The organism is Paraburkholderia sp. FW306-02-B (genome assembly GCF_058782725.1).
Map to the genome: position 1 here is coordinate 286,310 of NZ_JBYSXZ010000001.1, position 12,698 is coordinate 299,007.

Annotated in this window: 13 protein-coding genes; 11 read left to right on the plus strand and 2 right to left on the minus strand. The window is 61.5% G+C overall.

All coding sequences use genetic code 11. The annotated features are described in order from the left end of the window. Positions 1-62 precede the first annotated feature (62 nt). Positions 63-1,118 (plus strand): cytochrome P450, encoded by a 1,056-nt coding sequence (locus AC3WOG_RS01240; protein WP_492576272.1) that lies wholly within the window; start codon positions 63-65, stop codon positions 1,116-1,118. Positions 1,119-1,480: 362 nt separating this feature from the next. Continuing rightward, positions 1,481-3,418 carry a hypothetical protein gene (locus AC3WOG_RS01245; RefSeq protein WP_492576273.1) on the plus strand — a complete coding sequence of 646 codons (1,938 nt, stop codon included), beginning with the start codon at positions 1,481-1,483 and terminating at the stop codon, positions 3,416-3,418. Between the two features lie 123 nt (positions 3,419-3,541). On the opposite strand, the gene AC3WOG_RS01250 is transcribed toward AC3WOG_RS01245, so the two are convergent. Further along, entirely contained in the window at positions 3,542-3,694 is a 153-nt protein-coding gene (locus tag AC3WOG_RS01250; protein ID WP_492576274.1) for a hypothetical protein, read from the minus strand. Between the two features lie 285 nt (positions 3,695-3,979). Between AC3WOG_RS01250 and AC3WOG_RS01255 the strand changes: the two genes are divergently transcribed. Next, a complete protein-coding gene (locus AC3WOG_RS01255; protein ID WP_492576275.1) occupies positions 3,980-4,258 on the plus strand; it encodes an AbiJ-related protein in 279 nt (92 codons plus the stop codon). Between the two features lie 392 nt (positions 4,259-4,650). On the opposite strand, the gene AC3WOG_RS01260 is transcribed toward AC3WOG_RS01255, so the two are convergent. Continuing rightward, positions 4,651-5,589, minus strand: coding sequence for a LysR family transcriptional regulator (locus AC3WOG_RS01260; protein ID WP_492576276.1), 939 nt, complete (start codon positions 5,587-5,589; stop codon positions 4,651-4,653). A gap of 131 nt (positions 5,590-5,720) precedes the next feature. On the opposite strand from AC3WOG_RS01260, the gene AC3WOG_RS01265 reads away from it, so the two are divergent. The 8 genes from AC3WOG_RS01265 to AC3WOG_RS01300 all read left to right on the plus strand — a co-directional run bounded on the left by AC3WOG_RS01265 (position 5,721) and on the right by AC3WOG_RS01300 (position 12,580). Beyond that, entirely contained in the window at positions 5,721-6,572 is an 852-nt protein-coding gene (locus AC3WOG_RS01265) for a class I SAM-dependent methyltransferase (RefSeq protein ID WP_492576277.1), read from the plus strand. Beyond that, positions 6,572-7,402, plus strand: coding sequence for a DUF8737 domain-containing protein (locus tag AC3WOG_RS01270; RefSeq protein WP_492576278.1), 831 nt, complete (start codon positions 6,572-6,574; stop codon positions 7,400-7,402). Before AC3WOG_RS01265 ends, AC3WOG_RS01270 begins: the two co-directional genes overlap by 1 nt. Positions 7,403-7,451: 49 nt before the next feature. Next, positions 7,452-7,955 carry a DUF8737 domain-containing protein gene (locus AC3WOG_RS01275; protein WP_492576279.1) on the plus strand — a complete coding sequence of 168 codons (504 nt, stop codon included), beginning with the start codon at positions 7,452-7,454 and terminating at the stop codon, positions 7,953-7,955. Between the two features lie 467 nt (positions 7,956-8,422). Next, on the plus strand, positions 8,423-9,097 hold the full coding sequence (locus AC3WOG_RS01280) for a class I SAM-dependent methyltransferase (RefSeq protein ID WP_492576280.1): 675 nt from the start codon (positions 8,423-8,425) through the stop codon (positions 9,095-9,097). Between the two features lie 563 nt (positions 9,098-9,660). Continuing rightward, on the plus strand, positions 9,661-10,233 hold the full coding sequence (locus tag AC3WOG_RS01285) for a TetR/AcrR family transcriptional regulator (RefSeq protein WP_492576281.1): 573 nt from the start codon (positions 9,661-9,663) through the stop codon (positions 10,231-10,233). A gap of 57 nt (positions 10,234-10,290) precedes the next feature. Then, a complete protein-coding gene (locus AC3WOG_RS01290; RefSeq protein WP_492576282.1) occupies positions 10,291-11,166 on the plus strand; it encodes an oxidoreductase in 876 nt (291 codons plus the stop codon). A gap of 11 nt (positions 11,167-11,177) precedes the next feature. Continuing rightward, complete coding sequence (locus AC3WOG_RS01295) at positions 11,178-11,882, plus strand: SDR family NAD(P)-dependent oxidoreductase (RefSeq protein WP_492576283.1); 705 nt, start codon at positions 11,178-11,180, stop codon at positions 11,880-11,882. Continuing rightward, entirely contained in the window at positions 11,879-12,580 is a 702-nt protein-coding gene (locus AC3WOG_RS01300) for an NAD-dependent epimerase/dehydratase family protein (protein WP_492576284.1), read from the plus strand. Before AC3WOG_RS01295 ends, AC3WOG_RS01300 begins: the two co-directional genes overlap by 4 nt. Positions 12,581-12,698: the final 118 nt, after the last annotated feature.

The following is a 12,698-nucleotide window of genomic DNA, read 5'->3' on the forward strand; positions in this document are numbered from 1 at the left end:
CGAGTCGACCGGTATATCGTGACGCCAGCGGCGTATGGTTGATTTCATCCCACGAGCTTATCGTGAGAATCCTTCAGAATTGCGACCAGGCCTTTCATACGCAAGTGACCTCGAAGCATCCATCTTGCCTGAAGGACATGATCCTGTTGCAAAGCGGTGCGTCGCACGACAGGCTGCGCAAATTGCTGGCGCCGCTTTTCAGCTCGGCGGCCCTGAGCGATCTTCAAGCATTCGTTACCCAGGAAGCCGCGCACCTGCTTGCACCGCTTCAGCGGTTGCCGCGATTCGACTTTGCCCAGGCCGCACTTGCATTGCCGATTCGCACGATTTGCCGGATGCTCGGGATTGCGCCACAGCATGCGCCCCTCTGGCTTCGCGGGTCCGCGCCGGCTATGCAATTGATGGGTTCCCTATTTCTGACCGAGGTTGAACGTGCGCGCCTTGAGCAGGGCACGCAGCACTTCGTCGAGATGCTGGAAGGGCATATCAGCGGGATCGATCCTGACGCGACACCTGAGCATCCGGTCAGCCGCTTTCTCCGGCTCGAACGACAAGGGCAGATCAGCCGTTCGGAAATCGTGGGCAACTTCCTCTTTCTGTTCGTCACGGGTTTCATCACCACGACTGTGTCGATCGGCAACGTGATCGCACTCGCACTAACGGACCGGAGCATCTGGCAGCGGTGGTGTACCGACCGCGCGTCGATCCGCCCCACGATACTCGAGTTGATGCGCTACGACACCGCCGCGCACGCCATCATTCGATATGCCTCGCGAGATATCGAACTAGGCGGCGAGCAGATGATGCGCGGCGACAAGATTTTGCTGTTACTGGGAGCCGCCAACCGTGACCCGCATGAATTCGGCTATCCGGACGAAATCGACCCGAATCGAAAAGAGGGGCGCTCGTTGACGTTTGGACTGGGGGCTCACGCTTGCATTGGTCGCATGTTGTCGATCATGCAGATCGAGGCACTTGTCGGTGCGCTGGTCGATTGCATGCCCGCCCTCAGGATCGATCGGGAGAATAGCAAGCGATACCAAAGCGGCCGGGTGCATGGCTATCGAGCGCTCTGGCTGCTCAATGCAGACGCGGCGTCGGCCCCGCCGGGCCGTTGACGAGCGGTCGCAGCAACACGGAATTTCATTTTCAAGCGTCGTCGGTGCGCGGACGCTGAGGCGGTAAGCCATGGCGTATCGGCGTATCCCTCCGCCCCCGTCGGCAGATGGCGAATGAGACAGCGGCGATTATCTTCGTCCCAATGAAACGACCTTCGGATGCGGAACGTTTCCGCTCGAGCTCCCGCGCTAGAGTCTCACGGACCCACTTCATTCAGTGCCGATAGGCGCCTAGCGGCGAATATGACGGCCTATGTGGATGAACCGGCGCCGTTGAGGGGCTACTCGCCAGTTCGGAGGACGGTTGTTATTGCGCAGTAAGCTTCAGGCACGATCCGCCCCGCTTCCGGGATCGATGGTGGATGAACAAACTTCGGGTGGTTATCGGAATGAAGGTCAGAAGAGGTGGTGGCGGAGCGGGTGCGTCCGGCCATGGCGCAAACGATGGCGTCGGAAAGTCTAAAGCGATCAAGCCGTCCAAACAGGCGAGCTTGCCTGACGTGAGCGGCGTCGACGCAGAGGCGCTCCAGAGCACGGGCCGTCCCGCAGATGCATCGCGCACCACGGGGCGGCGCGTGAATATCCGCGCGAAAAGCAAGACGGCTTCGGTCCAGGCCGCTTCGGTCGGCTTCACGTCGGAAGAGGCGATCGATGCACTGACCGACCACGTGCTGGCTCACCGCGAAGAATTGGGTATCGTGCCGCAGCCGCTCGTCGCGAGGGAGGACCTGAAGGCGAACTTGCGCAAGGGCGAGCGTTTGCCGTTCTTGCCTGACCACGAAGTTTGGACGGGTGTGCTGGACCGTTCGGGGAAGGTTCAGTCCAACGACCCGGAATTGATTCGGTTAATGGAGCAGGTCGACATGTCGAAGGTTGACCTCACCGAAATACCGAGCGAGGGTTTGCCGATTGCCGTGCGTGCGAAGACCCCGGCGATAACCGACGAACTGCAGGCGTTTCTCGAGGGGACCGTGATCGAGCACTTCGGCGCAGAGGGGCAAATCCCGGTGCATAAGAAGTCGAAAATCACGCTGCGCAAAAAGGATGGCACGTTCGAATTTCAGGAAACGGTGGCCTGGCCTTTTTTCCGGGAGCTCATCGCGGGTAGGCCGGCGATGCCGGAGAACCAGGACTTGGTCGACAAAATTGCGGCGCTGCCCGCGTATGAGGTTCTCGCCCCTGGAGTGGGGCAGAAAACGCTTGATACGTTAACCAAACAGATAGCGGCAAAGAGGCAGCAACTGATCGGTGTCGATCTCGCCGAATTGCAGTACTCCGGGCGAGTCGATCCCATGGATACGGTGCGCGTATTGTCGCTGTCCACCTTGGGCGGTACGGGCGGAGACTTGGTCATTCGAGCGATCTTCCCGGAGGACGTGCCGCCGGGCACCTTGGTCTATGTTGCGGCGAGCGCCGCGCGCACGTTCGTGCTCGTGATTGCCGATGCCGTGGACAACTTCATCGGCGAGCTCGAAACGGCGCGCGGCGATTTGGCCGCGAACAACCTGACGCCTTCCCTCAAGGCGCTGACTGGCGAAGAGCGTTTGCGTGACGTTGCGATGAAAGTCGTGAAGCGTGAGGGCATTTTCAAGGGCGACGGCGGCATTTTCGCCAAACGCGCAGTCAGGGCTGGCATGAAAGGCGCCGGCACCGGCGCCGCGCTTGCCTTTCCGCTCGGGCTCGTGCTTTCCACGCCCGACATGAACCCCGGGTTGAGAGCGGCGCTTGGCGGTGCATTATCGGTCGGCTCCGCGCTGTCGATCCCCTTCGATTTCCGTGAAGCCGAGAAGCAGGTGCAGTCTGCCGTGCTGGCGTTGATGGACGAAGGCAAGATTGCCGAGCCGGAAGGCGGTTTTGCCAACGAGAGCGAAAAAGTCGACTACGCTCGCGCGATTGCGGTTCAGGAACTGGTGGCGCGGCAAAGCAACAGTTCTTCCGCCAAGGCGTTCTCGGCGAGTTGGCTCGTCAACGGTGCGATATTGGCAACGGAAATGATCGGCGTCCCCCGAGCCATGGCGGAACCGGCGTTCGTGGGGCTGTCGCCCGTGATGGAAAATCTACTGAAGGCGGGATATACCGTTGCCGACCTCAAACGAGGGCGACCCAATAAGATGGACGGCCTGAGGCAAATGGTGTTGGCCAATCCCGGCCCGATCCATGGCGCGGACGAGGAAAAGCATTTGGCACAGGCGTTTGCCGGTCGCTGGCCCAAGGGCGTCGCGGAAATCATTACCACCGGCGTCAAGGTACCTCAACAGGGGCCGGCGGAAGCGGCGGGGCAGACGGCGGACGGATCGTGATTCACGGCTGTCTGCCGTCGTGAGAGAGCACGGCTCAAAATCTCCCCTTGTCAATGTGTCGATGTGTCGAGGTCAAGTCGGCGCCCGTGGGCGGCGCGGCCTTGACCGACCTGAACGATACCGTCACACCGCTTGCATCTTGCCCGCGAGATACGCGAGCTGGCTGCGATTGCGGGCGCCGAACTTTTCGCGCAACTGGCGCAGGTGGTAGTCGACGTTGTGGACGGTCGTATTGGGGCACGTGGTGCCGTCGTCGGTGAGTAGTGCGGCAGTCAAGTTATGGGGGCATCGGGTGGAAAACCAATTGCTGGATGAAGCGCTTACGACCGTCCATGCGCTGCTCGAGGCGGAAGGCATGGGCGAAGCTGCCGCCCTCGTGCGCGAATATCCCGCGTGAATCCAGCAGACGGGCTACGACAACTGGAACGGGGGTACCGAAATTTGGGAGATCCAGTTCGATGTTCCAGCGCAGGAGTTCGCTCGCCTTGGCGCGAGGCGAGGGCAGTTGGAAGAGCAAATTACGGCTAGGCTGAAAACAATCCTTGAGCTAGACACACAGAATTGGTATTCGGCCACGATCAATCCGGCAAAAGTGAGGCGAAAGACTGGCGACTGGAAGGCTCCGGCCTGCCACGGCAAATCCGGATCAATATTTTGGGCGGAATGCGGCTGGAAAATATCGTTTGGCACGGCGATCTCGATGACGTCGAGTTCCTGAGCCGGTTGTTCGACCTACAGCAGTTGCGTTCGACGGATCGTCGCTTCAAGGATGCCGCCGGTGACATTTGGCAACACTGCATTAACAACAATGACTGGGACCGCGATTGTTTAGGTTTGTAGGATGCCTGCCCTCGACCACGGGCATGGGCAGGCGCCACAGGTGCATGCGGGCAGGCGTCCTACAAACCTAAACACTATCGGCCATCTACGGCCGTTCAGGGGCTACTGTTGCTGGCCGCTCAAACATCCCTTCTGTCTCCGAGAACTGCCCTTTACCCGATAAAAAACGACGCAGCAGGGACGAGTCGAGCGCGGTCCTATACATGGAATTCACACAGACCTATGGAACCGAGATCCAGTGATACCGAGCTGAGTGCTGGTCGCGATGATGAGTTTTCTCTAAACGCATTCAGCTCATGAAAATTTTTCCCGGACAGGAGGGGCCTTCGCCGGAATGACGTTTATATCAAGGAAAACATCACCCTCTTTTGCGCAACCCGGCACGCCAATAGTCATCTTGTACCCGGGACTTTGCCATGGCCTGCCGGGCGGCTCTTCACATGATCGATGAAGGCGCGCAGCTTCGGCATGATCTGCCGGCGGCTTGGATAGTAGAGAAACACTCCCGGTATCACCGGCGCGAACGGTTCCAGTACGTGCACCAGTTTTCCCGCTCTCAACCCTTCAGCGGCCATCGGCTCAGGTAGCTGGGCAAGGCCTATGCCTTCGACTGCCGCGCCAAGCATGGTGGGAAAATCGTTGGCGATGAGGGGGCCGGATACGGCGATCTCGATCGCGTGGCCGTTGTCGTTGAATGACCATAGCGCGAGCGCGCCGCTGGATCGCCGCCATCGCAAGCATGCGTGTTGGCGCAGATCGTCCGTGTGCCTGGGCCGGCTGCGCCCTGCGAAGTAGGCAGGGCTGCCAACGACGATGAGACGAAACGGTGGCGTCAACGGTACCGCGACCATGTCGACGGCGACGAACTGACCCAGCCGGATACCGGCGTCGAATCCTTTCGCCGCAAGATCGATCAGCTCCTCGCTTGCGGCGATCTCCACTTCGACCTCGGGATAAGCCTGGCAGAAGGATGCAATCAGTGGTTCCAGCAGGATTGGCACCACCGCGCGCGGCACTGAAAGACGCAACAATCCGGCGGGCCGCTGGCCAAGTCCGCGCGCAACCTCACTAGCGGCGACAAGCTCCTCGAAGGCAGGCTTTGCGTGCGAAAGAAACCGTTCGCCAGCTTCGGTCAGGCCGACACTACGCGTGGTGCGTATGAAGAGCGCTGCGCCAATGCGCGCTTCAAGTACACGCACCGTCTGGCTGACGGCCGACGGCGTCACCCCGAGTTCCGCGGCTGCCCGGCGAAAACTGCGATGCCGGGCAACGCTCAGAAACACCTCCACGCCATCGAGCGCGCCCTGTCTGACTGTGAAGTTCTGCTTCATAGCCCGTCAACATTGTGATGAATAGTCGCTCGCGAGAGACGATGGTACACCTATGCCTGCAGATGGGGAGTCACACCGATGTCGACTCGCAAGCCCTGGACAATCCGCTAAGACCGTGGAGGAACCTTGCAATGACTGATGCACTTGATGGCGTGCGCGATCACTATCGCGCGACCGGCCTGACCGAGCGGCTGAAGATCGCGCTCACGGTCCTTGGGCCGGAGGATCAGCCGCTCACACCGCAGCAACTGGGCGCCCTCGACCAGTTTCACACCCGAGGGCTTGCTGCCACCGCCGAGCTTGCCAAATTGGCCGGGATCACCGCCGACATGTTGGTGCTGGACGTCGGTTCGGGCGTTGGCGGGCCGGCCCGTTTTCTGGCTGCAACCTATGGCTGCCGGGTAACGGGTATCGACCTCAGCGAACCGTTCGTGGATGCCGCACGCTATCTCACCCAGCGCACAGGGCAGAGCGAACAAGTGTCGTTCCATACCGCCAGCGCGCTGGAACTTCCCTTCGACGGCAGCCGTTTCGACGCCGTATTGCTGCAGCACGTGGCGATGAACATCGCCGACCGCGCACGGCTTTACCGGGAGATCGAACGCGTGCTGAGGCCAAGCGGCAGGTTTGCGACGTTCGACGTCGTCGCGAACGGCAGCGAACCGTACTATCCCGTTCCCTGGGCGCGAACGCCGACAACAAGCTTTCTCCTGACGGCCGACGCAACGCGCGAGGCGATCGAACAAGCAGGTTTCCGCACGCTGGCATGGCAAGACGACACCGAGGCCGCCAAGGCCTGGATCACCCAACTGCGTGCGTCAGGGCCGCCGCCCTCGCCAAATCTTGGCGTGGTGATGGGGCCGGACTTCGCACAGCTTTTCACCAACCTGGGGCGAAATCTCCTGGAAGGCCGACTCGGCATTCTCACCGCGGTGTTCGAGGCCGCATCCACGAAGACTCGAATTCACCTGGAGAACCGCTGATGACCTCCGCCACTGTTCCCGCTGGTATCGTCCCGCCGCGTCCCGCTTGGCGCAGCCTGCTTGGGCTTATCCCGTTGGCGGTGCTGTGGATTGTGTTGATCTACTGGAAGCCGAGTATCCCGACCAGCGGCGTTCCGACCACAGCCCATCAGCTGATGGCCCATGGGCTTATCGCGGTCGGTTTGTGGCTCGGCCTCGAAAGGACGGACCTGACGCCGGGCCAACGCCGCACGACCTGGCTGGCGGTCATGATCCCAGACACGCTTTGGTTCGCTGTCGCCTGGAGCGCGGCGATCAATGGCGTCTTCAGCACGGGCGCCTCACCCTTGCCGTTGTTGCCGTTGGCGATCTTCCTGCCGGTGATGATCGGCGCGCCGCTGTTGCTGTTGTCGAAGCGGGTGGGGCAGGTGCTCGATGCGATGCCGGTGACCTGGCTTGTCGCGCTTCAGCTTTACCGGGTATTCGGCAGTTGGGCTCTCGCTGCCTGGCTGCATGGGGTGCTGCCCGGCGTGTTCGCGCTGCCGGCGGGAATTGGCGATGTGTTGACCGGCCTGTTCGCCGTGCCGGCGGCAATCGCCGTGGCGAGCGGTACAGATCAAGGGCGGAAGGCGGCGATCGCCTGGAACGTCTTCGGCCTCGCCGACTTCGCCGTCGCGATTACCTTGGGGATGATCACCTCGCCCGGCCGGTTCCAGTTGATCGTTCCGAGCTTGCCGAGCATCGGCGCCGGCGCTTATCCGGATGTGCTGACCCCTGCTTTCGTGGTGCCAGGCTCGATCCTGCTGCACGCGCTGTCGCTGCGTCAGCTCATCCGACGACGCGCCGGCTGATCTCCTTCCTATCCTTCAATGCGCCAGACAACATCTGACAGGAGGCAACATGTCGCCGGAACTTCTGTTCCAATTGCATCTCGTTCTGGGGTATGTCGCCTGGCTGCTTTGCTTCCGCGTATACGTCTGGCCCAGGCTCAAGTCGATGGACCCATTCGAAGCGCAACGCGCCATCGCCACCTTGCACAGCTTCCGTTTCTTCGGGCTGGTCTTCATTCTGCCGGGCGTCGTCAGCCCCCACCTGCCTGCCAGCTTCGCCGTGTTCGCCGCATACGGTGACTTCGCAACGGGAGTTCTGGCGATGCTGGCGCTACTCACAGCACGAATACGCTCACTCTTCTGGTTGTTCGTCGTAGCCTTCAATCTTGTGGGCGCGACCGACCTCATCCTTGACTACTACCACGCTATCCAGGCCGATCTTCCTGCGCGTGCGGGCGAGCTGGGCGCCACGTACGCGATTCCGATCATCTACGTGCCTGTGCTGATGATTACGCATATTTCCGCCTTCTATCTCATGCTGCGCCCTCAGCTCAAAGCGGCTCGGAGCTATTGATCTTTCCGTAAGTCATGACATTACCAAAGCGTAGCCTGCTTCCAGCAGGCGGCGATGACCGAAGGACGTTTCTGCACGCTCTTGAGCGTGTTGCGCGCGGCAGCGTTCAATTCGGTGATGCTGCCCGGGCGGAATGCCGGGCGCCGCGATATCGGCCAGCCTCGCACGGATCGTCAGCGCAGACTTACAGGCACACGAGAGCGGTGACCATCCAGCGGCAGCGAAGATGCTATGTACAACTGACCGCAATGGCCGACGAGCGGAAGGCGTAGTAGGACGTGAACGAATGGCGGATGGACTTTGAGAACGGACGTTGAGGGCACAAAGACCCGTAGGACTGCAAGGGGGTGATCACGGCCAATCGCCCGTAGGGCAGAGGTCGGCCAATATCGGGCTTTGGACCCATGGCCCTGGATTTGTGACAATCTGGCAGACTTCACAAACTAGTGAAATTCAAGGCGTCGTCGATGTCCATTAAGGTAAGCGGCACGGAAGGCTACGCGGAGAACGCACAGTCTCTTGTTAAGCAATGGCAGAACATCTCGTTTGCCGACCGACACAAGCCAGTCCTGCACTTGATACCAGAGGCCCCGTCGAGAATTCTCGACGTTGGTTCAGGAGTGGGGGTGGACGCGGCCATGTTCGCGGCAATGGGGCACACCGTCGTAGCCGTTGAGCCGGTCGACGAATTGCGCGTTGCCGGAATCGAGCTACATCCGTCGTCGCAGATTGAATGGATCAATGACAGCCTCCCCGATCTTGCTAGCCTGCTTTCGAGGAGCGAAACATTTGACGTGGTGATGCTCACAGCCGTTTGGATGCACCTTGATGAGGAGCAGCGTCGTCGGGCGATGCCGAACGTAAGTTCTCTTGTGAGCAAGGGGGGTGTACTGATCATGTCTCTGCGACATGGGCGCGTTCCCGAAGGCCGGCGCATGTTTGAAGTTTTGGCGGAAGAAACAATCCAGCTCGCGAGCATCGAAGGTTTGCAACCCGTGCTCAATGTCCGTACTCAATCCACGCAGCAAGTGAACCGGGACATGGGCGTGACTTGGACGCGATTGGCCTTTGAGAACGGTCATGAAAAGAGACAGGCGTCGTTCCGGGAGATGCTCCTGGATAGGACGTCGACGGTCCGTTGAGCGTCCGCTTTCGGCAAATTTGCAGCTCCGGAGAGGGTCCAAGGACTAGGGTCGATCACATCCGTCGAAAGCGGACGCCCATTAGCCAGCTGTGACACTCATAGATTGAGTGACCGCAACCCAAGGTGGGTTAAGGTCGAACGAGATGGTCTGCGTCGCAAGAACGCTAGCGCGAAAATCGAGAGGAGTTACGAAGTACCGCTCGGCGCGCGCAGCGCCGCCGGAAGAATGACGGCCTTGCCACCAGCGCGGAGTGCGCGGGAGCACGGATTCCAGATGCTCCACTGCCTCCTCCAAGCCAAGGGACCCGCTTAAGAGTTGGCAGTTTGAGCCGCTTTCTTTTGCCTACTTTTCTTTGCGGCAGGCAAAGAAAAGTAGGTGCCGCCCCGCACAGGGGCAACGCTAATAAACCAATAAGAAACGAAAAAGCCATGCGACGCATTGTCGACGACACACTGCCCCTACGCCGAAGCGCCTGCAGCAGAAACGGCTTGAACAGAAGCACATCGCAAGATATGATTGATCAATCACTCATTTATTAAGCGCAGCCGAAGCGAACCTGCATGGCCCGACCCAAAAGCGAAGACAAACGCAACGCTATCCTTGCCGCCGCCGCCGAGGTGATTGCCGAGCACGGCCTGGGCGCGCCGACCGCGCGCATCGCAAAGGTCGCGGGCGTGGCCGAAGGAACGCTGTTCACCTACTTCGACAATAAGGACGACTTGCTGAACCAGCTCTACCTGGACATCAAGGCGGAACTGCGCGAAGTCATGATGACGACGTACCCGAAGCACGCCAGTGTGCGCGACCGCGTGCAGCATGTCTGGAACAAGTTTGTCGATTGGGGCGTGGCGCAGCCGCAGAAACGCCGGGCAATGGCCCAATTGACCGTGTCCGAACGTTTGACCGATTGTGCGCGCGCGACCGGCATGCAGTCGTTCGCCGACATCAACGCAATGATTCAGGAGAGCGTGGCGAGCGGCGTGTTGCGCGATCATCCGCCGGCCTTCCTGTCGGCAATCATGGCGGCGCTGGCGGAGACCACCATGGATTTCATCGCTCGCGAACCGGCCGACGCCGAGCGCTATCGCAAGGCCGGCTTTGAGGCGTTCTGGCACGCCATCGCCCAAAGCTAATTTTTTTGTCCACTTAATGAGTGATTGCTTGCTCATTTACTGTCGAAGGAGCGCAATATGGCTAAGGTCTGGCTGGTTACCGGCAGTGCCCGAGGACTCGGGCGCGAGATTGTGGAAGCAGCGTTGCGCGCCGGCGAGCGCGTCGTTGCAACGGCGCGTGATCCGCACCAGTTGGCGGATGTGCTGGCGCGCTATGGCGAGCAGGTTCGTGCGGTGGCGCTGGACGTCACCGATCCGGCGGCGGCGCGCAACGCCGTGCAGGCCGCCATCGATGCGTTCGGCCGGCTCGATGTGGTCGTCAACAATGCGGGCTTCGGTCATTTGGCGCCGTTCGAGCAAACCCCCGAAGATGACTTCCGAGCGCAGATCGACACTAACTTCTACGGTGTCGTCAATGTGACGCGCGCGGCGTTGCCTGTACTGCGGCAGCAGCGATCCGGGCACATCATTCAGATTTCGTCGGTGGGCGGGCGGGTCGGGATTGCCGGCCTGAGCGCTTATCAGGCGGCGAAGTGGGCAGTCGGCGGCTTTACCGAGGTGATCAGCCAGGAGCTCGCGCCGTTCGGCGTCCACGTGACGGCGCTTGAGCCGGGCGGCATGAAAACGGACTGGGGCACTGAGGCGGGCAGCGCGACGCCCGCGTTGCTGCCGGATTATGTGGCATCGGTCGGCGCGGTAGCGGCTATGCTGTCCCAATACCTCGGGCACGAAACCGGTGATCCGGCGAAAGTCGCGCAAGTGGTGCTGAAGCTCGCCTATCACGATCAATTGCCTGCCCACCTGCTGCTGGGCAGCGATGCGTTGCATTATTGCGGTGAAAGCGACAAAGCGCGCGTGGCGAGCGCCGAAGCGTGGCGAGCGGTCAGCGTCGCGACGGATTTCACCGCTCCGACACCACTGCCCGGGTTTCCCGTGGCAGCGGCGCAAACCTGAGGACGAATGACATGGCGGACTGGACCATCGACGACATCCTGCGTCAGACCGGCCGCCTCGCGGTCGTCACCGGCGCGATCGGCGGGCTGGGTTTCGAGACGGCGCTTGGCGTGGCCGCAGCGGGGGCGGACGTCGTGCTGACAGGACGCAACGCGCAAAAAGGCCAGACGGCGCTTAATAAGATCCACGCGCAGCATCCGGGCGCGTCGATCCGCTACGCGCATCTCGATCTCGCGAGCCTTGCTTCGGTGCGCCAGTTCGCCGAGCAGTTTGCAGACGAGCATGGCGCGCTCGATCTGCTGATCAACAGCGCCGGCGTGATGATGCCGCCAAAGCGGCAAACCGCTTCGGACGGTTTCGAGCTGCAATTCGGCACCAACTATCCGGGTCACTTCGCGTTGACCGAGCGGCCGCTGCCGCTGCCGCGCGCGGGCCGGCAGCCACGTGTTGTCAACGTGAGCCGTGCCGCGCACAAGATCGGCGCAGCGCTTCATTTCGACGGTCTGCAATGGCAACGCAGTGACAAACCCTGGGCCGAGGCCAAACCCGGTGGCTATTACGGACCGCGCGGTCTGTTCGAGATGAAGGGACCGCCGGGCAAAGCACAGATCGCGAGGCATGCGCAAGACAAAGCGGTTGCCGCACGGTTGTGGGAGGTATCCGAAGCATTGACCAACGCGCGCTGGCCGGGCGCGACCATGGAGCACGCATCATGAAGGTTCTGATATTCGGCGCGACGGGCATGGTCGGCCAGGGCGTGCTGCGCGAATGCCTGCGCGCGCCCGACGTCGACGCGATCCAGACGGTTGGCCGCACCCGCACGGACCAGCTCGACCCGCGCCTGCACGAACTGATTCAGCCAGACCTGATGGACTATCGCGCGGTCGAAGCGTCGCTGAAGGGCTTCGATGCATGCTTCTTCTGCCTGGGCGTGTCGTCGGCGGGTATGCGGGAGGCGGACTATGCGCGCCTCACCTACGACCTGACGCTGGCGGCCGCGCAAACGCTCGCCCGTCTCAATCCGCAGATGACCTTCGTCTACGTGTCCGGCGCGGGCACCGACAGCACCGAGCGCGGCCGCAGCATGTGGGCGCGCGTCAAGGGCAAGACCGAGAATGCGTTGCGGCGCTTGCCGTTCAAGGCCGTCTATCTGTTCCGTCCCGGCGTGATTCAGCCGCTTAACGGCGCGCGTTCGAAGACCCGTTCGTACCGGCTGTTCTATGCAGCCGCCAGGCCTCTCCTGTCGACGCTGCGCGCGCTGTTGCCCAACCAGATCCTGAGCACGGAAGACGTCGGCCAGGCGATGCTGGCGGTCGCGCGCCACGGCGCCGGTAAAGCGGTGCTCGAAGTGGCCGATATCCGCTCGCTGAGTCGCAGGGCATCCGAATCCACACTCAATCTGCATACCGGCTGACGGCGCGCGCAGCGAGGGCGGGATGCGGCGCCCTCGCGCCGCATCCCGAATCCATAACAAGACACAGCCGCGGTGACGTTCCATCCGTTTTGGCCCGGCCGTCATCCAACGCCTGCAT